The organism is Mycolicibacterium sp. MU0053, from assembly GCF_963378095.1.
Classification (GTDB): Bacteria; Actinomycetota; Actinomycetes; order Mycobacteriales; family Mycobacteriaceae; genus Mycobacterium; species Mycobacterium burgundiense.
Genome location: NZ_OY726397.1, coordinates 5,291,342 through 5,314,063, shown reverse-complemented (window position 1 = coordinate 5,314,063; position 22,722 = coordinate 5,291,342). Strand labels below are relative to the sequence as shown.

General features: G+C 67.6%; 20 protein-coding genes and 1 pseudogene. 11 read left to right on the top strand and 10 right to left on the bottom strand.

Going from position 1 to position 22,722, the window contains the following annotated elements:
* The first annotated feature begins 17 nt into the window (after window positions 1-17).
* On the top strand, window positions 18-1,238 hold the full coding sequence (locus RCP80_RS25255) for an oxygenase MpaB family protein (protein ID WP_308480299.1): 1,221 nt from the start codon (window positions 18-20) through the stop codon (window positions 1,236-1,238).
* A gap of 25 nt (window positions 1,239-1,263) precedes the next feature.
* Here the strand turns inward: RCP80_RS25255 and RCP80_RS25250 are convergent, their stop codons facing one another.
* Window positions 1,264-2,118 (bottom strand): SDR family NAD(P)-dependent oxidoreductase, encoded by an 855-nt coding sequence (locus tag RCP80_RS25250; RefSeq protein ID WP_308480298.1) that lies wholly within the window; start codon window positions 2,116-2,118, stop codon window positions 1,264-1,266.
* Window positions 2,119-2,249: 131 nt separating this feature from the next.
* On the opposite strand from RCP80_RS25250, the gene RCP80_RS25245 reads away from it, so the two are divergent.
* Window positions 2,250-2,858 (top strand): TetR/AcrR family transcriptional regulator, encoded by a 609-nt coding sequence (locus RCP80_RS25245; RefSeq protein ID WP_308480297.1) that lies wholly within the window; start codon window positions 2,250-2,252, stop codon window positions 2,856-2,858.
* Between the two features lie 61 nt (window positions 2,859-2,919).
* The gene (locus RCP80_RS25240; RefSeq protein ID WP_308480296.1) at window positions 2,920-4,344 is read left to right on the top strand and encodes an aldehyde dehydrogenase family protein; all 1,425 of its coding nucleotides are present in this window, start codon (window positions 2,920-2,922) and stop codon (window positions 4,342-4,344) included.
* 39 nt (window positions 4,345-4,383) lie between these two features.
* Here the strand turns inward: RCP80_RS25240 and RCP80_RS25235 are convergent, their stop codons facing one another.
* Window positions 4,384-5,397: a winged helix-turn-helix transcriptional regulator gene (locus RCP80_RS25235; RefSeq protein ID WP_373693410.1), complete on the bottom strand. Its 1,014-nt coding sequence runs from the start codon at window positions 5,395-5,397 to the stop codon at window positions 4,384-4,386.
* Window positions 5,394-6,763, bottom strand: a pseudogene (locus RCP80_RS25230) (carotenoid oxygenase family protein). The gene RCP80_RS25235 and the pseudogene RCP80_RS25230 overlap by 4 nt, the downstream one beginning before the upstream one ends.
* Here RCP80_RS25230 and RCP80_RS25225 point away from each other — a divergent pair.
* Window positions 6,650-6,922, top strand: coding sequence for a hypothetical protein (locus RCP80_RS25225; RefSeq protein WP_308483051.1), 273 nt, complete (start codon window positions 6,650-6,652; stop codon window positions 6,920-6,922). The pseudogene RCP80_RS25230 and the gene RCP80_RS25225 overlap by 114 nt on opposite strands.
* A gap of 114 nt (window positions 6,923-7,036) precedes the next feature.
* Window positions 7,037-8,263 carry an acetyl-CoA acetyltransferase gene (locus RCP80_RS25220; RefSeq protein WP_308480295.1) on the top strand — a complete coding sequence of 409 codons (1,227 nt, stop codon included), beginning with the start codon at window positions 7,037-7,039 and terminating at the stop codon, window positions 8,261-8,263.
* A 39-nt stretch (window positions 8,264-8,302) separates the two neighbouring features.
* Here the strand turns inward: RCP80_RS25220 and RCP80_RS25215 are convergent, their stop codons facing one another.
* The gene (locus RCP80_RS25215; protein WP_308480294.1) at window positions 8,303-9,073 is read right to left on the bottom strand and encodes a DUF1906 domain-containing protein; all 771 of its coding nucleotides are present in this window, start codon (window positions 9,071-9,073) and stop codon (window positions 8,303-8,305) included.
* A 146-nt stretch (window positions 9,074-9,219) separates the two neighbouring features.
* Between RCP80_RS25215 and RCP80_RS25210 the strand changes: the two genes are divergently transcribed.
* On the top strand, window positions 9,220-9,657 hold the full coding sequence (locus RCP80_RS25210) for a hypothetical protein (RefSeq protein WP_308480293.1): 438 nt from the start codon (window positions 9,220-9,222) through the stop codon (window positions 9,655-9,657).
* A 38-nt stretch (window positions 9,658-9,695) separates the two neighbouring features.
* On the opposite strand, the gene RCP80_RS25205 is transcribed toward RCP80_RS25210, so the two are convergent.
* Entirely contained in the window at window positions 9,696-10,958 is a 1,263-nt protein-coding gene (locus tag RCP80_RS25205; protein WP_308480292.1) for an HNH endonuclease signature motif containing protein, read from the bottom strand.
* Window positions 10,959-11,222: 264 nt separating this feature from the next.
* Window positions 11,223-11,441 (bottom strand): hypothetical protein, encoded by a 219-nt coding sequence (locus RCP80_RS25200; RefSeq protein ID WP_308480291.1) that lies wholly within the window; start codon window positions 11,439-11,441, stop codon window positions 11,223-11,225.
* Window positions 11,442-11,457: 16 nt separating this feature from the next.
* On the opposite strand from RCP80_RS25200, the gene RCP80_RS25195 reads away from it, so the two are divergent.
* From RCP80_RS25195 to RCP80_RS25180, 4 genes are all read left to right on the top strand, one after another.
* Window positions 11,458-11,865 carry a hypothetical protein gene (locus RCP80_RS25195; RefSeq protein WP_308480290.1) on the top strand — a complete coding sequence of 136 codons (408 nt, stop codon included), beginning with the start codon at window positions 11,458-11,460 and terminating at the stop codon, window positions 11,863-11,865.
* A gap of 215 nt (window positions 11,866-12,080) precedes the next feature.
* Window positions 12,081-12,617: a hypothetical protein gene (locus RCP80_RS25190; protein WP_308480289.1), complete on the top strand. Its 537-nt coding sequence runs from the start codon at window positions 12,081-12,083 to the stop codon at window positions 12,615-12,617.
* Window positions 12,618-12,810: 193 nt separating this feature from the next.
* Entirely contained in the window at window positions 12,811-12,996 is a 186-nt protein-coding gene (locus RCP80_RS25185; protein ID WP_308480288.1) for a hypothetical protein, read from the top strand.
* Window positions 12,997-13,080: 84 nt separating this feature from the next.
* Window positions 13,081-14,682, top strand: coding sequence for an FMN-binding glutamate synthase family protein (locus tag RCP80_RS25180; RefSeq protein WP_308480287.1), 1,602 nt, complete (start codon window positions 13,081-13,083; stop codon window positions 14,680-14,682).
* An 87-nt stretch (window positions 14,683-14,769) separates the two neighbouring features.
* On the opposite strand, the gene RCP80_RS25175 is transcribed toward RCP80_RS25180, so the two are convergent.
* The 4 genes from RCP80_RS25175 to RCP80_RS25160 all read right to left on the bottom strand — a co-directional run bounded on the left by RCP80_RS25175 (window position 14,770) and on the right by RCP80_RS25160 (window position 20,572).
* Entirely contained in the window at window positions 14,770-16,911 is a 2,142-nt protein-coding gene (locus RCP80_RS25175; protein WP_308480286.1) for a DNA gyrase subunit A, read from the bottom strand.
* Between the two features lie 17 nt (window positions 16,912-16,928).
* Window positions 16,929-18,962 (bottom strand): toprim domain-containing protein, encoded by a 2,034-nt coding sequence (locus tag RCP80_RS25170; RefSeq protein WP_308480285.1) that lies wholly within the window; start codon window positions 18,960-18,962, stop codon window positions 16,929-16,931.
* Window positions 18,963-19,080: 118 nt separating this feature from the next.
* Window positions 19,081-20,427 carry an adenylate/guanylate cyclase domain-containing protein gene (locus tag RCP80_RS25165; protein WP_308480284.1) on the bottom strand — a complete coding sequence of 449 codons (1,347 nt, stop codon included), beginning with the start codon at window positions 20,425-20,427 and terminating at the stop codon, window positions 19,081-19,083.
* A 10-nt stretch (window positions 20,428-20,437) separates the two neighbouring features.
* A complete protein-coding gene (locus tag RCP80_RS25160; RefSeq protein ID WP_308480283.1) occupies window positions 20,438-20,572 on the bottom strand; it encodes a hypothetical protein in 135 nt (44 codons plus the stop codon).
* 440 nt (window positions 20,573-21,012) lie between these two features.
* Here RCP80_RS25160 and RCP80_RS25155 point away from each other — a divergent pair, with 440 nt between their 5' ends.
* Window positions 21,013-22,641: a hypothetical protein gene (locus tag RCP80_RS25155; protein ID WP_308480282.1), complete on the top strand. Its 1,629-nt coding sequence runs from the start codon at window positions 21,013-21,015 to the stop codon at window positions 22,639-22,641.
* Window positions 22,642-22,722: the final 81 nt, after the last annotated feature.

Sequence of the window (22,722 nt, the reverse complement as noted above, 5' to 3'; positions counted from 1 at the left end):
TCGGGAGAACGCCTGCCATGAACGTGCCCATTCCGACGCGCCACCCCGACCGTCCGCGGCCCATTCCGGCGGGCGTGCGTGCCATCGCGACGGCCCTGGCGATCAGGAAGCCAACGGAGCAGCAGTGGCAGGTCCTCGGTGAACGGCTCACCGTCGGTGACGGGCCGATGGACCGACTCGTCGAGTGGATGGCCGCCACCGGGATGGAGCAGACGCGGCCGTTGTTCGAGCGCGCCCTCCACGACGGCATCGCCGGCATTCCGGACGCCCCGCAACCCTTGCGCGACTTCTTTCACACATATGAGGCGCCGCCGGACTGGGTGGACGCCGACATGGTGCGCAAGGGACAGCGCGCGCTGCGGCGCGGCGGTGCCGACGGCATGTATGTCGCCCGCGATGTGTCCCTGCTCGGCGGCTATCAGTTCTCGGGGTTCAACAAGACACTGATTCGCACCGGCGCGCTGGAGAAGGGTTCCAACAAGCGGTTCGCCGAAACGATGCAGTGGGCCATGGACGTCATCTCCGAAGACGGGCTCGAACCCCTCGGCGCCGGCTACCGATCCACCCTCCGGGTGCGGCTGATCCATTCCTTCGTCCGTCGGCACGTGTCGGCCATGCCCGACTGGCGCGCCGACGAGTGGGGGCTGCCGGTCAACCAGACCGACATGGCCGCGACGCTGGTCGGTGCGCTCGTCGCGCCCGCCGTGGGGGCCGTCGGAATGGGAGTCATCCTGTCGCCCTCCGAGTACAGTGCGGTCGCCCACCTCACCCGCTACGTCGGGTGGTTGATCGGCGTCGAAGACCAATGGCTGCCAAGGGATTTCCGCGATAGCGTCCGCGTGCTGGCCCACACGCTGTCGGCGCTGGCCGCGCCCGACGAATCAAGCCGACAGTTGGCTGTCCCTATGGTCGAGGACCCGCTGGCCTGGCACTACGACACCCTGCCGGGGCTGCGGCGCAGGCTCGCGCGCGCCCAGCACCTTTCGATCACCAGTGCATTCCTGGGCCGGCGCGCCGTGCAGTCCCTGGGCCTGCCATCCCACTCGCTGCCGTGGTATCCGCTGCTGCGGCTGCCGCTGAACCTCGCGCGCAGCGTGGCCGCCCTCGCCGTGCCGGGCGGCATGGAGCGTGCCGACCACCGTGGTCGCCGCGAGCACCGGAAGTTGTTGCGCACCATGATCGGTACCGACGCGGCCACCATCGGCGAGTCCGCCGTGCAGGTCAGCCAGGTCGCCTGACCTCCGACGGGGGCCGCGTGGTGGGTCATCGCACCAGGGTGGCGCCGCCATCGAGACGGAGTTGCTGCCCGGTCATGAACCGTGACTCGTCGGCGAGCAGATACATTGCGGCATAAGCGGATTCCCAGACGCTGCCCCGGCCCATCTTGAGCTTGACGACCTCGTTGTGTCGCTCGGTCGCTTCGTCGGCGTCGACGCCGAACAATGATTGCGAGTCGCGGTTGGCCAGCACGGAGTCGATCGGACCCAGCATCAACGTGTTGACGCGGATGCCCGCTCCGGCGTATTGCACGGCGGCGATCTCGGTGATCTGGTTCAGCCCGCACTTGCCCAGCGCGTAGGGCATGATGCCGACGTTCATGCCGATCTCGTTCTTCATGCTCGCGATCGAGGAGATGTTGACAATGCTCCCGGTGGTGTCACCGGGGTTCTGCTCCATGCATTGCGCGGCAAAGAGATTGCAGTGATAGCAGCCCAGCATGTTGACGGTGATGCCACGGTTGAAGTTCTCCAGGGTCATCGAGTTCGTTTCGAAGTCGAACGGCGGATTCGTCGCGACGCTGTAGACCATGCCGTCCACCCGTCCGCTGGTCGCCATCGCCGTGTCGAAGATGCGTTGGCAGTCGTCCTTGTCGGCGACGTCCGCCTCCACGGCGTAGGCGCTGCCGCCCTCGGCGATGATCAGCTCGACCGTCTCCTTCACGGCCGTCGGGTTCAGGTCCACCGCGACCACCTCGGCGCCGTGGCGGGCGGCCAGCATCGAGATGGCCCGCCCGTTGCCCAGGCCGGGGCCGGGGCTCTGGCCGGCGCCCACCACGACGACGACCTTGTTGGACAGGTCGAACGCGGTCCGTTCCTTCTGGTCGAAGTCGATCGACATGGCGGTCCTCTTTCAGTGGTTCGACGTCTGGGGTGCACTGCCCGAACTGCTGACCAAACGTAAAGCTGTGCCTGACCAAACGTACAGTAGTTTCCTGTACGATCGGTCACCATGAATGTGTGATGTCAGCAATGCCAGAAAGGCAACGTGTGAGCGGACACTCGACCGAATCCAACGGACCCACCCGGCAGCGCCTCATCGACGTCGCGATCGAGCTGTTCAAACGGCACAGCGTCGCCGGCACCTCGTTGCAGATGATCTCCGAGGAGCTCGGACTGACCAAGTCCGCGATCTACCACCACTTCCGCACCCGTGAAGAGCTCCTGACCGCGGTGATGGAACCGCTGATCGCCGAGGTGACGGCGCTCGTCGACGCCGCCGAGTCGCACCGCGGCGCCCGCGCCCGCGCCGACCACATGCTCGTCGGATACGCCGCGCTGGCCGCATCGCAGCGTGAGTTGCTGCCACTGCTCACCGGCGACCCCGGCGTGGTCGCGCTGCTGCGTACCCGCGCCGAGTGGGGCGCCGTCGTCGAACGCCAGATGGCACTATTCGCCGAGGTCGAACCCGGGCTGGGCGGACAGGTGAAGGCCGGGCTGGTGATGGCGGGGATCGCGTCGGCCGCTGGAGCCGACTTCGGTGACGTCGACGAGGCGGCATTGCGTGATGCGCTGATCGCGGCCGGGCGTCGCACTCTCGGCTTGCGGGCACCGCACGGCCGGGACACCCGAACCGGCTGAGGGCCGGCGCGGATCCGTCCACAGCCGGCCCGAGGCGGGAAGTGTCTGGAAGAGTGGAGCCATGCGCGAATATCTGAAGTTCTACATCGACGGCCAGTGGGTAGATCCGATCGAGCCGAAGAGCCTCGACGTCGACAACCCCACCACCGAACAAATCTCCGGGCGTATCGCTCTCGGCGGCGCGGCGGACGTCGACGCCGCGGTCGAAGCCGCCCGCAAGGCGTTCACCACCTGGTCGCTGACGACTCGGGACGAACGCCTGGCCCTGCTGGCAGCGATCCTGGCCGAGTACCAGAACCGTTCCGCCGACCTGGCCGACGCGGTCAATGAGGAGATGGGTGCGCCGGCGTCCCTGGCGGCCGGTCCCCAGGTCCAGATGGGCATGGGGCATCTGGCCACCGCGATCGAGGCGCTGAAGAAGTTCGAGTTCGAGGAGCAGCACGGCAGCACCCTGGTGGTCAAGGAACCGATCGGGGTCTGCGGCATGATCACGCCGTGGAACTGGCCGATCAACCAGATCGCCTGCAAGGTGTTCCCCGCATTGGCGACCGGCAACACCATGGTGCTCAAACCCTCCGAGGTGGCGCCCTACTCCGCGCAGATCTTCACCGAGATCATCGACGCCGCCGGGGTCCCTGCCGGCGTGTACAACCTCGTGTACGGCGACGGACCCGGCGTGGGAACCGCGCTGGCCAGTCATCCCGACATCGACATGGTGTCCTTCACCGGGTCCACCCGTGCCGGCATCGAGGTGGCCAGGAACGCGGCCCCGACGGTCAAGCGGGTCACCCAGGAACTCGGCGGCAAGAGCCCCAACATCGTGCTCGATGACGCCGACTTCGCCAAGAGCGTGGCCGCCGGGGTGTCGGTGATGATGGTGAACAGCGGGCAGAGCTGCAACGCGCCGTCCCGAATGCTGGTGCCGAACTCCCGCATGGACGAGGCCGCCGCGATCGCCCGCGAGACCGCGGCCGCGGTCAAGGTCGGCGACCCTTCCGACAAGTCCGCGATCGGACCGGTGGCCTCGAAGGTGCAGTTCGACAAGATTCAGGGTCTGCTGCAGCAGGGTGCCGATGAGGGCGCCACCGTGGTCGTCGGCGGCGTCGGTCGGCCCGACGGACTCGAGACCGGTTATTACGTCAAACCCACCGTGTTCGCCAACGTCCGCAACGACATGACGATTGCGCAGGAGGAGATCTTCGGGCCGGTGCTGTGCATCCTCGGCTACGACGATCTGGACCAGGCCGTCGAGATCGCCAACGACACCGAGTACGGGCTCGCCGGTTACGTGTCGGGTGCGGATCTGGAGACCGCCCGCGCGGTGGTGCGCAGAATCCGCGCGGGTTCGGTGTCGATCAACCACAACTTCGACATCAGCGCACCGTTCGGCGGGTACAAGCGCAGCGGCAACGGCCGCGAGTGGGGACCCTTCGCCTTCGACGAGTTCCTGGAGACCAAAGCCGCGGTGGGATACGCGCCGCAGTAGGGCACGGGCGGGTGGGGGCACCCGGGCCGGCTCCGTTGCTCAGGTATCGGCCGCCAGCCCGGTCACCTCGCCTCGGCGAGGCTCCACCTGAATGCTGCTGCCCGCCAAGGGCTGCGTGCATTGGTCGCAGATCAGTAGTGGGCCGAAGCTGTGGTCGCAGGGTCGATGTGTTTGGAGCAGGGCCGGCCCCTCGCCGCCGCGGTAGTGGGTAAGGGCCCAGTGGATGGCGAAGGCGACGACGGGGTAGAACGCCAGGCCCTTGGGGGTCAGGTGGTATTCGGACCAGTCGGCGCGCTTGGGGTGAGCGGCTGCTTGCAGGATCCCGATGTCGCAGAACACCTTCAGACGGCCGGCGATGAGCGTCGGAGGGGCCTTCAACCGGGTCTGGAAATCGCTGAACCGCCGGGTACCCAGGAAGGCCGCGCCGATGATTGCCGCCGACCATCGGTTGCCGAAGATCGCCATGGTCTGCGGGAACATCCCGGGTTGGTCGTTGTCGGTGGCGCGTAGGCGCTTGCGGGTGGTGGCCCGGGGTACCGACCGCGGCCAACCGCCGCTGGGACCCCACCTCGCGTCGATGTCGAGTGCCTCGGTCGGCGCCCGGCAGTGCGCACAGATCAGGATGGGCGCGAAGTCCTGACCGCAGGTGCGATGGCGCATCAGGGGCAGTTCGTCGGAGCGGTCGTGGACCCAGGTCCGTTCCCACTGCCAGATCGAGATCAGGACGGTCCATAGTTGCCGGCATTCGGCGGTCGGCAGGTAAGCGGCCCGAAGTGGCTGCTGCTGGTAGATCTGCCGGTACAACAGCCCATCGCGGACGAGCGACTGCAGTCGGGCCGTGAGGACCGCATTGGAGATCGGCAGGTGGGTGAAGTCGCTGAACTTCGTTGCACCCAGCAGTGATTCGCGTACCAGCAGCAGTGACCATTCATCGCCGAGCAACGCGAGCATGCGTCCGATGGCATTGGTGGTCCCGGCTTCCAGTTCGAAGGCCGGGGCGGGCGGGTCGAGTCCGCCGCCGGGGGGCTCGCCCGGGAGCGGGCGTCCGTTCATCGCGGGCCGTGCCACTGCCGCAGTTCCGCGCCGTCCACCCAGGTCGAGTGAGTTCCGCTGCAGATCCGTTCGGGCAGTCGCAGCTTGCAGACCGGCCCGTCGCCGGGGCGTGCGGCGTCGAGCACGACACAGTAGGACGCATCGTCGTTCAGGTCCATGGTGAAGGTGACGAGGTAACCGTCGTCCTCACCGGTGGATCCGACCCGGGGCGCCATCGGTGTCTCGCTGGCGAATACGCCGTCGCCGAACGTGATTCGCTCCTGCGATCCGGTCTGGAGGTCGTGCTTGACCAAGCCGTTGAACAAGAACTTGCCGGGTTCGCCCGTCGCCGCGTAGATGTAGCGGTAATCGCGGGTCTGCCGGGTGGGGTTGATCATCCCGAACTCGGTGAAGCTTTCACTGAGTTGTTCCTCGGTGGCCTTGCCGGTCGAGAGGTTGAAACGCCAGCGATGCAACCGGGACTCGAATCCGTCGAGGGCCAGCCACCGAAACGCGGCCTCCTCCAGCGAGCGCGCGCCCTTGGTCGACGGTGAGGGGTTGCCCTGGAAGAACCCGTCCAACACGATCCCGTCGCCGTCTTCGTAGGCGTTGGTGAAGTGCAGGACGTAGGTGGGATCGGTCTCGAACCACAGGACCTTCGACTGATCGCCGCGCCGTGGTACCACCGCGAAGCGCGAGGGCAGGTCGCGGCAGAACCGCGGCAGGTGCACATCGTGTTTGAGCAGCTCCGGATCCCAGAACAACGGGAAGTCGTTGAAGATGACGTAGTTCTCGGTGAAGGCCATGTCGTGGGGCATCCGGGGCCCGGCAGTTCGAGGTCGCTCAGGTGCAGCAGGTTGCCGTCTTTGTCGACCGTCCCGTGGCGCAGGTAGGGCGCCTCCTTGCTATAGCTGAAGAACAGCAGTTCACCGGTGACGGGGTCGACCTTCGGGTGGGCCGAGACGCCCCACTCGGGGAAGTTGCCGCCCCAGGTCTCCTTGCCCAGTGTCTCGGCGGTGTAGGGGTCCAGCTGGTAGAGATCGCCGCACAGGAAGAAGCTGGTCAGTGCCTTGCCGCGGTGCACGGTCACATCGGTGCTCGACGCGTCCTTCATCCGGCCGCGGGCGCCCCACCCGTCGGTGCGGAGGGCGTCGGACGGGTTCTCGATGAACCCCGCCCACAACGACTGGCCTGCCTCGTTGTCGGCCAGGAAACCATCGGTGCGCACGAACCGATTGCGGTAGTTGGCCGTGCCGTTGGTGAACTCGACGCTGTGGAGCATCCCGTCGCCGTCGAAGGGGTGATAGTTCTGGATGGCCGGGTGCAGCGGATTCTCGGTCAGGCGCAGGTAGACCCCGTCGAGGTCCTCGGGTACGCGCCCCGTCACGGCCTCGAGGTCATCGGCTCGCCACTCATTGCGCTGCGGGCGCCACGGGCCGGTGCGGTACGGATGGACGTCATCGGCCGGCAGTGTCGAGATGAACGTCGTCAACAGTTCGGATTCCACGATGCCTCCACTGGATTGGCTCGACCGTGCGGGCGGTGACCCGCCGCACGCCGCGACCTCAAGGTAATTTTGACAGAGTAACTCTGTCAACTGCATCATCACTGTGTCGGGTGAGTGCGCCGACAGCTACCGATCCACCGAACGGAGGCAGCAATGGGACACGGGGTGTGGATTGTCGGGGCCTACCAGAGTGATTTCAGCCGCAACCTGTCCCGGGAGAGCCGCGACTTTGCCGCGCTCGCCGAGGAAGTGGTCGATGCCACCCTCGCTTCGGCCGCCATGGACGGACGAGACGTCGACGTCGTGCACGTCGGCAACGCCTTCGGCGAGATGTTCGCCGCCCAGGGGCATCTGGGCGCGATGCCGGCGACCGTCAACCCGGCGTTGTGGGGGACCCCGGCGTCCCGGCACGAGGCCGCCTGCGCTTCCGGAAGCGTGGCGGCCCGAGGGGCGATCGCCGATCTGTGCGCGGACTTTCACGACGTGGCGCTGATCGTCGGACTGGAGCTGGAAAAGACCGTGCCCGGCGATGTCGGCGCGGCCCACATGAGTGCGGCCGCGTGGGTCGGACATGAGGGCACCGACACCGGCAACATGTGGGCCTGGGCCTTCTCGAAGGTCGCCGACGAGTACGACCGCCGCTACGGTCTCGACCATGCTCACCTGCATGCCATCGCCGCCCAGAACTTGGCCAACGCCAAGCGAAACCCCAACGCCCAGACCAGATCCTGGGCGCTGCCCGATCTCGTCGCCAACGCCGACAACGACCTGGTCAATCCGGTCGTCGAGGGCCGGCTACGACGGTCGGACTGCAGCCAGCTCACCGACGGAGGCGCCGGCCTGGTGGTGGTCAACGACCAATACCTGCGCGACCATCCGCGGACCCGTCCGCTGGCCCGCATCGAGGGCTGGGGACAGCGCACCGTCGGGCTGGGTCTGCAGCAGAAACTGCACCGCGACCCGGAATCCCCTTATGTGATGCCCCATGTGCGCGAGGCCATCCAGGAGGCATTCGGTCGAGCCCAGGTGGAACTCGACGACGTCGACGGCTTCGAAGTCCATGACTGCTTCACCCCGAGCGAGTATCTGGCGATCGACCACTTGGGCCTCACCGGACCCGGGCAGTCCTGGCAGGCAATCGAGAGCGGCGACATCGCCATTGGCGGACGCCTTCCGATCAACCCCAGCGGGGGCCTGATCGGCGGCGGCCACCCCGTCGGTGCCACGGGTGTCCGGATGCTCGTGGATGCGGCCAAGCAGGTCAGCGGCACCGCGGGCGACTACCAGATCGCCGGCGCCCGCCGATTCGGCACCCTCAACATCGGGGGGAGCACCGCGAGCACCTTGAGCTTCGTCGTCGCGGCCCCACCCGCACGCTGAAACCACCAGCGCCCGATTCGGGCTACCGGCTGTCGCCCCTCAGAGGTGCAGATTCCACTGGCCGCAATCCTGGGCCAGCACATCGTTGACATCGACACGGGAGCCGCCCACCAGCGGTCCCGGATTCGAGGCAGTGTCGATGATGCGCTGGTACAGGACCGCGGCGGGGAAAATCTGGCCCTGGGACCAGGACCGGGTCTGCCAGGCCCACACCTTGCCGGGTGCCCGCGACCTACCGATGACACCGTCGGCGGCAGCCCACTGGCAGGCCTTGATGCCTCCGTAGATGCCGGTGCGCTGCGCCCCGAGCACCGAGTTGATGCCGCGAAACCACGGCAGTGCGAGGTTGTCCCAGGTATGGCGGTCGATGTCGTCGTCGACGCTGAAGTAGATCGGCGCGCTCTGGCCGCCACCGGCCGCCGTGTGTAGCTGCCAGCCGGTGCGGGCGTCCGCGACGCCGCCGGGGTACCCGCGGGTGAAGTCCGATGGCGCGGTCCCGCCGGGTTTTCCGTACTGGTAGTTGCTGACGATCACCAAACCCGCGGCGGTCAGGGACCGGGCGTAGGGCAGCGTGATCGGCTTGGCGCCGAACGATGAGCCCGGCCGGGAGGTCGACACATAGTTGATCACGCCGGCGTGGCCGGCGGCCCGGATGTCCTGCGCCGGAATCTGACGCATCGCGAAGTCGATGAGGGTGGGAGCGGCGGCCTCGGCCACCGGCGCGTGCTTACCGGCTGATACCGCTCCAAGCCCGGCCAGCGCCGACGCCGCGGCGGCGTACCGCAGTACGTCACGCCTGGAAACCTGCACGGCGCGAACGTTACCAAAGTGGTCGCTGTCAACACTGTGACGGCGGTCGGGGTGTCGGTTCGTGTTCGATTCGTTGCGGGCGGGGCGGCATCTGGGCCCGCGGTGCCATGGCTAACGCCGCTCCCGCGGCTGTCGATAGATCGGGCATGACTGCTGTGCGTGCTGTGGGCGGGCTCGCAGTTGTGCTGGCTACGGCCTGGTTGTCGGTGGCCACGGCGCGCGCCGATCGCGTGGCGCACCTCGAGGCCGTCCCGGTGGTGGCGTCCCCGACGTGCGACGGTGTCGTCAGCGCCGAGGCTCAGGTGACGCCGATACAGATCGAGGATCGAGTCGAAGACGGTGTCCGGGTGGCAATCCGCTACGACGCCGGGGTCTACGACGGATCCTGCGCGCTCACCGTGACCGTGACTTGGGCGAACCTGGACACCGGCGCAACCGGAAGCAGGGCCCTCACCGCCGTGTCCACCATCGACGGGCACTACGGATTCATCGGGTACGCCAACACCGTCTTCGAAACTGGCTCCGGCACAGTGGTCGTCACACTCAGTTCCCACCCGGGCTCTGAAATGCGCGTCACCACCTGAGGTAGCCGCGTCTGGCGAGCGTCGGCGGCCCGAATTGCCTACGCCGAGGGATAGTTCGGTGGAGGCGGCTGTGGTTCGAAGGGGGTGTACCACCACCAGTCGGCGCGTTCGCCGGTCGGGCCGGGACACGGTGGTACATCGGGTAGGGGTCGGGTTGGTGGTCGTGCGAGTGCGCTGTTTGTCAGGGGGCGCCCGGCAGCGTCGGTGACGACGAGTTGATCGGCGGGACCGGTGATGGTGATGACACCGCGGTGGTGCGCCCGATGGTGGTAGGGGCAGACCAGCACGAGGTTGCTCAGATCGGTGAGTCCGCCGTCCTCCCAGTGCACGATGTGATGGGCGTGCAGGCCACGGGTGCCCCCGCAGCCGGGCACCACACAGCAGCGGTCTCGCCTTTGGAGTGCGCGGCGTAGCCGACGGCTGATCTGGCGGGTGCCCCTGCCTGCCCCGATCGGCTGGCCGTTCCGCTCGAACCAGACCTCGCAGGTGGCGTCGCATAGCAGGTAGCAACGTTCATCGTCGGTGAGTAGCGGGCCCAGATGCAGGGCGCCCACGCGTTGCTCGACATCGACGTGCACGACGACGGCGGTGTGTTGGCCGTGCGGACGGCGCGCCGCTTCGGCGTCCCAGCCGGCCTCGATGAGGCTCATGAAAGCGTCGACGCCATCGGGAAACGGAGGCGCTTGATCGAGCACCTGCCCGCCGCGGGGTTCGTGGTCGCGTTTCCACTCGCCGATCTGCGCGTCACGATGAGACTGCAGGGCCGCCTCGAATTTGGCCGCCTCCACCCGCGGCAACCGGATCCGCCAGGTGGTGTGCTCGTCCTCGACAAGCTTGTCGATCGAGCGCTGCGATGGCGGCCGGGGTTCGGGGTCGGGCCGCGGTTCGAGTTTGACCGCGGTACGCAGTTGGTTGACCGTGGCCACGGCAGCCAACTCCGCGTAGTGCGCGTCGGATCCGTCGGCGGCGCGTTCGGCGATGACCCCGACCCTGTCGAGTGACAGCCGGCCCTCGCGCAATCCCTCTGCGCAGCAAGGGAACTTGTCGATCCGACGTGCGACCGCGACCATGGTCTCCGCGTTGCGGGGTGTGACCCCGGCTTTCCAGGCCATCAATGCCGCGATCGAACGCGCGCCGGTCATCCCACACAGGTCGTCACGGTCCAACTCGGCCACGATGTCCACGATGCGACCGTCGATCGCGTTGCGCTGACCGGTCAGCTCCGCCAATTCGTCGAACAACACCTCCAACCGCTGCACAGGTGTCACCTCCTCGGCGAAAGTGGCTGCGGCGGTGGGCATGACCTGATATTTGCAGGGGGGTGTGACAAGTTCTGTACCTGACGAAGTCGCCGCTTTGGAATCAAATCGCCGCCGCGCCGGTTGCACCCTCTATTGGGATGAGCTGCCAAGGGAACCGCACAGAGAAGGGGCGAGACGAATGAAAAGGTTCGGATCGGCGGGACTGGTTGTCGGCATGGTGTCGGCCGGACTGATCGGGTTTTCCGGTACAGCCCAGGCTTACGACGACCCGGAAAGCAGCCTGCGTGACCGGGGTGCGGGCGTTTACCGCGGCGACAGCAACAACCCGTGGCGGCATTGGATTGTGCCGCGGGTGAAGGTGCCGAAGGTCGACACCAGCGTGCGCACCTCGCCGTAGGGGACGCTCTCCAGGTCCCGGGATTGCTTGTCGCCGAGGATCTGCAGTGGTTCGACGAACCGACGAAATCGGTGCTTGGCGCCACCATGGCGGCGGGCGATGGCGGACTGCTGATGGGTGCTCACCAGCCGGGACCGAACCGTGGTGCCCGACCACTGGCCGGTCACGGCCTGTGCCATCGAACCGCTGACTGCGCAGCAGACAGACGAGCTTACCGACGCGCTGGACCCGACGCTGGAGTCCGCCGAGCGTGACGATGTGCGAGTTCGCTGCGACGGTGTGCCGTTCTACGTTGAGCAGATCGTGGCCGACATGCGCATGGCTACCCTGGGGCAGCGGCGTGTCCCTGACACGCTGTACGAACCGTTGATCGCTCCATTGCGGGCTGGAAGCAACATGCTGCCGGTGGTAGAGGCGGCGGCGATCGGTCGTGAGGTCGACAAATCGATACTGACGGCGATGGTCGATCTCGACGAAAGCCAAGTCGACGATGTGCTCGATCGGCTCAACGAGGCCGGCGTGCTGGTGCCGGCGGGCCCTGACGTCTGACGGTTCCGGCATGAACTGCTACGGGAGGTCGTCGACGAGTTGGCACCGCCCACTGTGCGACGAGCACTGCATCGCAAAGTTGCCGAGGTCCTGGTCGGCAGCGCTACTCGTGCAGCAGACCCGACCTGCCAAAGTCAGACTACGAAGGCTCAGCGCGAACTAAAGTGTGACCACGCCTGTTTGTTGCGGCGCGGCGCGTCGGAGGGGGAGCGCTCATGGCAGTGGAGACTGTTCCAAACCAACCGTGGAGCCGCCACCACGACAAGAAGGGAATCCCATACGTCAACCCGGCGCCGCGCACGGCCTATCCCAACTCGTTGCATGAGTTGGTGGAGCTATGCAAAAGCACAGCCACGGGAGGACTGCATGCGGCGGGTAGTCATTGGGCACTCTCCGATGCGGCCCTCAGCGACTTCACGTTCATCGAAACCCATGATGCGCGCGAGGACTGGGAATCCCATCCGCCCGGGGTCATCAAACCCGCCATGGGCAAAACCATCCCCGACGTTATTCCCACACGCCTCAACAGGACCTACCTCGATTGGCTGAACAGCCGCGAGGTTCCCCACTACCTGGTCCACGTCGAGTCGGGCAAGCGCGTGTATCAGCTGTACGCCGAACTGGATCAATTGGTCGACATGTCGACAGCGGCGACGCTCGGCGGATACATGAAGGAGCGAGCGTGGTGTCCTCGACGGAATCTACGTCGATCTTCTCCAGCGCAGCATCGGCGACGTCGGGGTCGACCGTGAGTTCGCGGTAGGTGAAGTCAGGCTCCGGGTCCCCCCGGAGAGGAAGCGGTCACGGGCGTCGGCTAGGGATCGTCGCGGCGCTGGTGGTCGCGATGACGATCGGTTACCTGGCCGGGCGCGCGCCGAGGCCAGGACCCCGACCTGGAGACAACGTACGGGCAGAACTGAACTGGGATGGCAGGCGATCAGCTTGATGATGCTTGCCGGGCACCGTACTCGCCAGATCCGTGCGGTTCCCGACGAAGCTATCTTCGGCCTGGCGGCGCTGACGGGCAAAAGTCCTGGCGCCGAGGAGGTTCCGTTCGTACCCGTCGGACCGGCCACAGTGATCGCACTGGGCGGGGCAAGCGTCGACGCGGTCATCGACGGGGAGCGGTAGCTGGGGTCGCGCCTCCGATCACAGCTGGTTTCGGCGACGGGGGTTTCCTGGCATGTGCCGCTGATGAATGGCAGGCTGAACGGCATGAAGAAGCGGACGCTCGCGGCACTGGCTCCCGTCGCCGCCCTCGTCGGCATCGCCGTGCAGGACCTGGTCCAAAAGGAGCAGACCCTGCGTCGCAACTTCCCGATCATCGCCCGGGCGAGGTACCTACTGGAATCGGTCGGCCCGGAGTTGCGCCAGTACATCATCACCAGCAACGATGCCGAGCGGCCGTTCAGTCGCGACCAGCGGCGCTGGGTGTACACCTCGGCGAAGAAGGAGAACAACTACTTCGCGTTCGGCACGGACAACGACACCGAGAACGCCGCCTACCCGATCATCAAGCAGGCCACGTTCTCCGACGTCGTGCCCGCCTCGCCAATCCACGGGCGCGACATCGAGGTGCCCGGTGCGAAGTTGCTCGGCGGCCCCCGCGGACGTCGGCATGCCTTCCGGCCGCCGTCTGCGGTCAACGTGTCGGGAATGTCCTTCGGTTCGCTCAGCCCGCAAGCGGTCCAGGCGATCAACAAGGGTGCCAAGATCGCCGATTGTTGGCACAACACCGGCGAGGGCGGTCTGTCGGAGCACCATCGCCAGGGTGGTGACCTGGTGTTCCAGATCGGCACCGGGTATTTCGGTTGCCGCGACGAGAGCGGCGACTTCGACCTGGATCGGCTCGTCGACGTCGTCGCGTCCGGGCCGGTACGCGCAATCGAATTCAAGCTGAGCCAGGGCGCAAAACCGGGTCTGGGCGGTCATCTGCCGGGCGCGAAGGTGAACGCGGAGATCGCCAGGATCCGGGGCGTCGAGCAAGGGAAAGACGTCGCGAGCCCCTCCCGGCACACCGCGTTTCGCAATGTCGACGAGATGCTCGACGTCATCGAGCGGGTCGCCGATGCCACGGGGTTGCCCGTCGGCATCAAGTCGGCGGTGGGGGAATTGGGCTTCTGGCACGAACTGGCCGACCGGATGGCCGACGGTCAGCGCGGCGTGGATTTCATCACGATCGACGGCGGCGAGGGCGGCACCGGCGCCGCCCCGCTGGTCTTCGCCGATCATGTGTCGTTCCCGTTCCGGCTCGGCTTCGCGCGGGTGTACGGACTGTTCGCGCAGGCGGGCTTGACCGACCGGGTCACCTGGATCGGGTCGGGCAAACTCGGACTGCCCGCCAACGCGATTGTGGCGTTTGCCCTGGGCGTCGACGTCATCACGGTGGCGCGGGAGGCGATGCTGGCGATCGGCTGTATTCAGGCGCAGAAGTGCCACACCGATCGCTGTCCGACCGGTGTCGCGACGCAGAACGCGTGGCTGGCGCGGGGGCTGGATCCGGAGCAGAAGTCGCATCGGCTGGCCAACTACATCCTGACGTTGCGCCGCGATCTCGTGAAGGTCTCAGAGGCGGCCGGGGTTCGTCACCCCGCTCTGCTGGGCCCCGACGACGTCGAGATCCTCGACGGGGACCGCGGGCACCGAACCCTCGCAGATGTGTACGGCTATCAGCCGGGGTGGGGCATCCCCGGACCGGAGATCGCCGACGAGATCGACGCGTACATGTCGCGGTACGACGACCGGCCCGGGACGGACGAAGTCGTCGAGCACAAACCGCTGGATGTGACAACCGAGCCAAACCAGGCGACGGAATAGACAGCCTCGGCCCGGTGTGGCCGCCGGATCACGACCCGGACGCCGCTGGCGCCGCCGCGGCGGCGACGTCCGAAGGTTGCTGATGCCTTAGGGGCCGGCCGGCGTCACGTCCACACCGGACCCCTTGATCGACGCCTTCGCCCGATTCTCGGCCCGCACCTTGCGCTTGCCGCGCACGTACCCGGTCACCGAGATCGTCGCCGCCAGCAGGGCGTCCTCGCCCTTGACGAACGGATGGAACCCGACCCCGGCGCCGCCGCGGCCCTTCACCGGAATGTCGGCGACTTCGGTGACCTTCCAACTCTTTTCGGACAACGACAGCATGGCTTCGCCGTTGGCGCAGGACACCGGTAGCGCGGCGATCACCTCGTCGCCGTCGCCGGTCAGCTTGACCCCGGCCACGCCATTGCCGGCCGCGCCCTGCGGATTCACCGCTGCCGGGTCGAGGCGCAAGATCTTTCCGCGTCGGGTCACCAGCGCCAGGTGGAAACCCTCGGGCAGCACCCCCGAACCCAGCAACCCGGTGATGTCGGGGGCGACCGGGATGTCGCGGATCTTGTACGGCAGACCGCCGCCGGTGGTGAACTTCACCCGACCGTCGGTCCACACCGCCCATCCCAGGCCGGAGGTGAGCAACTCGCCGTGGCTGTCGGAGAACACCCCTCGATCGTCGAGTCGCCAGGCCGCGTTGACCTTGCGCTCGCGCGGGCCGTCGTCCGCGGCTCCCGCGGTGACGGGAGCGGCGTCGAAGTCCAGCACGGTGCGGCGATCGAACTCCGAACCCTTGAACAGCTTCGCCGTCTCCACCAGTTCCTTGTCGATCACCACTCGGCGGGCATCTGGATTGGCCACCAACTCGGTGAGTTCGGCGAACTCGGCGTCCAGCTTCTCGGCCTCGGCCCGCAGTTCGATGACGTCGAGTTTGGTCAGGCGGCGCAGTTGCAACGCCAGCACATAGTCGGCCTGCACGGCGTCGATCGCGAACCGGTCCTGCAGACCCTGGCGGGCCTCGTCGACGGTGTCGGATCCCCGGATCACCGCCACCGCGGCGTCGATGTCGAGGTGGATGGTCATCAGGCCGGCCACCAGATGGCGGCGCGCGGCGACCTTCTCCAACCGGTACTCGCTGCGGTGCAGCACCACCGAGTCGCGCAGCGACAGGAACGCGGCGATCAGCTCCCGCACCGACCACCAGCGCGGCACCCGGTTCTCGTCGAGAGCGACGAGGCTGGCGGCGAAGGTCGACTCCAGCGGTGTCAGGGCCAGCAGCTGTTCACGGATCTGCTCGGCGTTGTGTCCGCGCTTGGCGGTGACGACGATCCGTAACCCGTTGCGGCGATCGGTCAGATCCGACATGTCCGCGACACCGGGCATTTCGCCGGACTCGACAAGCGCCCGGATCCGTTCCTGCACAGTGTTACTCGCGACACCGGGCGGCAGCTCGGTGACAATGCAGTTCTTTCCGTCGACGGTCACCGTGCCGCGCACCGTGAACTGGCCGCGACCGGTGGTGATGTATTCGCGCAGCCCGGCGGTGCCGACCACCGTCGCGCCGCAGCCCCAGTCCGGCCCGGGAATGAGCTTGACCAGGCGGTCGTCGGTCATGTTCGGGGTCTTCAACAGCGCCCGACAGGCGGCCATGATCTCGCGCGGATTGTGCGCCGGGACCTTGGTGGCCCACCCCTCGGCGATGCCCATCGCACCGTTGCACAACAGCACCGGCCACTGGGCCGGCAGCACCGTGGGCTCGATCCACTCGCCGTCGAAGGTCGCCACCATCGGTACCGCGTGACTGTCGAGTTCGGCGGTCAGCGCGGCACCGGGCGCGGACAGCCGCATCTCGGTGTAGCGGTCGGCGGCCGGTATGTCGCCCTGGATGCGCGGGAAAGCGCCCTGTCCGTCAATGACTTTGACGCGCTGGAACTCGGCGGCCATCAGCGCCGCCGCGCCGTACATCGACGCGCCGCCGTGCGGGTGCAGGTTGCCGGTGACGGCTGAACAGACCTTCGAGGACTTCTGCGGCTTGTTGCCGGGCAGCAGTTTCGAGTCGTGCATCTGGTAGAGCAGACGCCGCTGGCCCGGCTTGAGCCCGTCGAACGCCGACGGGATGGCGCGGTCGCTGACGCTGTAGAGCGCAAAGGTCAGCTGATAGTGGTTCCAGTAGTCGTCGGCGCTCTGTTCGAGCACCAGGTCGGGATTCTGCTCGGGAACATCCAGGGTGGCGGTCACAGTGATTACCTACGTTCCTAGTCGAGATCGAGGGAAGCGGTGTCGACGCGGGAGGCGATATCGGCCATCCAGGTGCGCCGGCCCTCGGGCGGTCCGCCGAACAACGTGTGCCGCAACTTCTTCTCATCGTCGTCGGGATGCACCCGAATGACGGTGCGGCGCTGCGGATCCAGCACGGTGTTCCAGAAGTCGTCGGCGTCCATCTCGCCGAGGCCCTTGTTGCGCTGCACCTCGACCTTGCGCTTCGAGGTGGCCTTCATCTTGGCCACGGCCGCGTCGCGCTCGGACTCGTCCTGGCAATAGATCCGCTGAGTGCCGTCCTTGACCACGAACAGCGGCGGCAGCGTCACGTACACCATCCCGGCTTCGACGAGCGGGCGGTAGAAGTCGAGGAACATCGAGATCAGGCTGGAGTTGATGTTGCCGCCGTCGGGGTCGGCGTCGGAGGCGAACAGGATCCGGTCGTAGCGGCACAGCTCGGGGTCACAGGTCTCCCGCACGCCGCAACCGAGGATGCGTTCGATCGAATCGAACTCGTCCTTGGCCCGCGCCTTGTTGAGCGTGAACCCGTAGACGTTGGGGGGCTTACCTTTCAGAGGGAAGGCCGCCTGAAAGGTGGCGTCCCGCGCGGCCTTGATGGTGCCCAGCGCGGAATCGCCTTCGCACAGGAACAACTCGGCACCCGACCCGCGCCCGCTCTCCCGGCTGGGCAGCAGCTTGGGTGGCAGCGACAGATTCGTGCCCAGCCCCTTGGCTTTGGACGCCGCGCGGGCCCGCGCCTTCGCCCCTTCCGCGCTGCGCCGGGCCCGGGCGGACTCCAGCGCCAGCTTGGTCCACAACGACACCGCGTCCCCGTTGGCGGGGTTCGCCGCCCAGATGGTGACGCTGCGCGCGACATCCGGGGCCATCGCCACGTTCAACGACCGCGACGACACCGCGGTCTTTGCCTGGGAGTCCCACGCGACATCAGGCGCGCGGGTATCCACGGCGAGCGCGGTGACCGCCGCGAAATCCTGTGGCTCCGGGCCTTCTTCGCCCTTGGCCAGGCCCAGGTCGCGGATGCGCGAGGCCCGGTCGGCCAGCGCCTCCGACAAGCCCTTGATGGCGGCCGTCAGGTGGGATCCCCCGCCGGGGGTGCGAACGGTGTTGCAGAATGCGGCCACCGTGGCCGGCTCGGCCGGGCCCGCGGTGAGCGACCAGCGGAACGGGGTCGGGCCGCGGCCGGTGGTGTACTCACCGCGACCCTCGACGACGGCGCGGATGCCAGGGGCGGGAGTGTCGGCCGCGGTGCACATCAGGTCCAGCAGCGTGTCCGTGCCCCACGGTCCGTCGAAGGGTTCGAGCAACGCCGGCGGGACCTCCTCGCCGGGCCAGCCTTCGTCGACGACGACCAGGTGCACGCCGGGCGACATCCGGGCCGCGGCGTGGGCGCGCAGCAGCACCTCACCGACGTCGACGCTGGTATCCGGGACCACCTCCGGGTCGAACAGGATCCGCACCGTCGTGCCGTGGGCGTCCGGCTTTCGGTTGCCGGCGCCGCGCAGCTTCTGGTTGTCGGCGCGAGTGAATGGGGCGTCCGGGTCGAAATCCTTACCCTCGAACACGCCGGGATAGCCGCGGCCGAAGCTCTGCACGTAGGTCTTGCCGGCCCGGCGCACCGTGACGTCGGTGCGCGCCGAAATGAACACCGCGGCGGCGGCCCCGATTCCGTTCAAACCGGCACCCGTGCTGGCGGCATCGGTATGCGCGGAGAACTTGCCGCCGGCCCGCGCGGTCCCCAGTGTCTTGACGATGCCGTTCTTGCCGTTCACCGGGTCGGAGTCGACGGGCAGGCCGCGGCCGTCGTCGGCGACGCTGACCGATCCGTCGGCGTGCAAGGTGATCGTCACGCAGGAGCCGCCGTGGGTGGGGTCGGCCACTTCCTCGATGGCGTTGTCGATCAGCTCACGCAACGCGGTGTTGAGCACGTCGAGGCCCAGGTTGACCGCCGGCCGCAGGCGTGTGTGCTGGACATCATCGAGTTCGGTGATGTCGGCGGCGGTGTAACTCACTGCGGGTCCTTTTGTCGATGCCGAGAGGGGGCCGCAGGAATCGTAGACGCCGGGACCGACGACCTCACGTAACCCGCAGGCGCGGTGGCGCTGCGGTCATCGCAACGTCAGATTAGGTTCAGCCTTGGCCCGCGACGACCGCGTGCACGGGCCAGCGGTGCGGGACGCCCCTGAGGTGATGGCTGCCCCGGCCCTCGAACGTGATCCTCGACCCGAGCACCAGGGGCGGGATGCCACCCGATACGAGCACCTCACCGGGGGCCGCGAGCGCCATGATCCGCGCCGCGATGTGCACCGCGATGCCATGAACGTCGCCGTCGACCACCTCCACCTCGCCGGTGTGCAGGCCGGCGCGGACCTTCAGCCCGAGGTCATCCACGGCGTCGCGGATCGCGCACGCGCAGTCGATGGCGCGCGCCGGACCATCGAAGGTGGCCATGGCACCGTCGCCGGTGAACTTGACGACGACGCCGCGCGCGGCGCTCACACGCTGCGCCACGGTCCGGTCGTGCGCATCGAGGATGGACGACCAGGCCTCGTCGCCCAACTCGACGGCGCGCTCGGTCGACCCGACGATGTCGGTGAACAGCACGGTCGAGAGCACTCGGCTGGTCGGGCCGCTGCGGCGGGTGCCGGTGACGAATGACTCGATCTCGTCGAGCGCCCGGTCGGCGTCGCCGGCGAACAGCGCGTTGTCCTCGCCGTCCAGTTGGACCAGGCGCGCACGCGGGATCCGCGCTGCGACCTCGCGGGCGTGCGCGCCGATCACGTGCCGGTCCCCGCGGCGGTGCAGCACCAGCGTCGGGGCCTGGATGCTCGCGAGCGCGGGGCCGACATCGGTGCGCAGGAAGACGTCCAAGATCTTCTCGAAGTACCCGGGTCCGCCGGACAGCCGCTCATTGCGGGCCCACCACCGTCGTTTGGCGGGGTCGCCGGTCCAACTCGGTGCGAGGTGGTCGACGACGGCTCCCCTGCCGACGGTGTCTCGATAACCCTGCAGGTACTTGGTGAGCACCGGTTCGGGCATCCCGAACGTGCGGTCGGGGCCGCGAACGTAGCGGGCATAGGGGCTCCACAACACCAATGCCCGCACGCGCTGCGGATGCGTCGCGCTCAACAGCATGGCGGGCAGCGCGGATTCGGACATCGCCACGATCGCCACGCAATCGCTGCCGACGTCATCCAACACGGCGGTCAGCCCGTCGGTCCAGGACTGCATCGCCGCGCGCCGGTTGATCGGCACCGCGTCGGAACTGCCGACCCCCAGCAGGTCGGACAGGATCAGGCGACCGAAGGACGCCAGCCTGCGCAGCAGGCCCGCGACGGTGGGGTCGTCCCAGAGCAGATCGATGGGAAAGGTCGCGGTGGGCACGAACAGCAGGTCGGGCCCACTGTCACCGACGACCTGATACGCGAGGTGGACGTCACCGTCTCGCGCGTATCTGGTCTCGGGAACGTTGACCATCCAGGGATGCCTAGCTGCGCGCCGGGGATGGTCCGGTTGCGGTCATCGGGCACTCGGCCGCGGATGCCTGCCGGCCGACCGCGATGAACCGCAGGCCGTGGCGAAGCCAGAGCCAGGGCAGTGCGGTCGTGGCGGAGGCGCTCATCGCCTCAGCCTACGAGCGCAGCGCAGGTCAGGAGGCAAAGTTCCGGCGAAACAGCGGCCAAGGCCCACCTACATGTGACATTGTGTGTTGTCACATTTTGACCCACGCCGATCCGAGGGAGAGCGTCCGCAGTGAACGATGTCGAGAAGGCGGAAGTTCGACCGAAGCGCAGGATGTTCCGCTACGGGATCGCAGCGGTCGTGTCGGTCGGGGTCCTTTACGCACCCGCACCGGGCATCGCCTGGGCGGACGCAGACGACTCCGGATCGTCATCGACCGCCAGCGCAGGGTCGGCCGACGCGGGGACACCGGGGCGCACCGATTCCACACGTGGACCTGGGGCCGCGCCGGGTAGGCCGACCCGCGCCGGCCAGGCAGGCGGCGAGGCATCGGGCGGGGACAGGCCGTTCGCCAACCGAAAGGCCACGAAAGACGCCCGGGTGACCGACATCCCGGCCCGGGTGAAGGACGCACTGGCCCGGGTGAAGGCCCACGGGCTGGATCGGGGCGCTGACACCACCAAGCCCCGCCAAATTTCAGCGGTTCCCTCGGCTCAGATCGCTGACCCGCCGGCGGTCGAGACCGTCGGGCAGGTGCCGTCCGTGGACACGACCCCGGAAACGCCCGTCGTTCCCGAACCGGTTGTCGTGGAAGTCAATCCGGTCGGCACCACCGCCCCGGCGGATGTCCTGCGGGTTCGTGACAGGGTCACGCTCAAGCGGACCCTGACGACATTCGGCAACGCGGCGGCGCCGGAACTCAGCGCGGCGGTGGTGACGCCGACTGCCCCACCCGAACTCCCCGCCGCCCTGGCTGCGCAGCCAAAGCCGGCGCAAGTCCAACCGTCGGCGGCAGGTCAGATCGACCTGCCGGCGCCGCTCGCCGCCGTCGTCGACCCAACCACGGTCGAGACGACGACTCCCGTTGCGCCACAACCGCTGTCGCCGGGCGCCAAGCTGCTGGAACTGCCCGGCCGCATTGTCAACGCGGTGCTGGAGGCGCTGGACTTCACCTCCTCGGCCAACAGCCCTACGCTTCCGGTCAGCCTCACCCCGATCAACGACCTGATCTTCGGCGCCTTCCGTGAAGTGGAGCGCCTGCTGGGCCTCCAGCAGCCCCCGCCTCCGCAACCCGCGGTCCCGACACTGACCTACGACGGGCCGACCGACAGGCCGACTCCCACGGTGGCGCAGTTCCTCAACGCGTCGACGGCCGCGTACGTGCTCGGCTCGACTCCCGGGGACCTGAAGCCGTTCGTCGTGAACGGCCGCCAGATGTCGAGAACCAACATCCTCACGGGCATGGTGGGCAAGGCCTGGGTGACCCCCGAGGGGCAGGTGATCATCGCCTATCAGGGCACGACGGGCGGGACGCATCTGTTGTTCAACCCGCTCATCGTGATCCCGCAGGTCATCGCCGACCTGCAGATCGTGTTCACCGGGACCACGCCGTGGGCGTTTCACGACGCCCTCGACTTCGCCGAGCAGGTGCAGGCCGAGGCGGCGCTGCAGGGCTTCGGCGAGGACGACCTCTTCGTCACGGGTCACTCGCTCGGCGGCTGGGAGGCCCAGTACGTCGCGCAGCAGACCGGCCTTTCGGGCATCGGGTTCGAGGCGCCCGGCATCAACACCGTCGTCGACGGCAACGGCGCCGAGTCGATGTTCGTCAACATCGGCACCTACGGAAGTTCCGCGCCGTACATGTCCACCGATCTGCCTGGACTGCAACCGTTCATGCCGCCGTATGTGCCCGGCGGCGGCAGCAAACCGCACTACGGCCCCATCGTGATGGTGGGCGATCCCGCCGCCATGACGCCGCTGTACAACGCCGCGGCGCTGTGGGGCAGGAGCCCGGTGGGCAGCGCGATCTTCCTGGTGGACTATCTGATGAACTTCTTCCAGTACCACCTGCCCGGTGTGCAGGCCTACCATCTCGACGTCACGTCGGACCCCGGCGTGGTGCCGTTCCTCGGCACGAAGCGGGGGCCCGTGCACACCGGCTACGGGGATATGACGATTCCGGAGTTGATGGCGGCGGCCTCGGCGGACGGGATCCTTTTCCGGCCCTAGACGCGTCACCTGAGCCATCACAGCCGGTAGTGATCCGCTGTCTTCCACTCGTCGCGGACGCTGTGAATAACATGTGTGTAA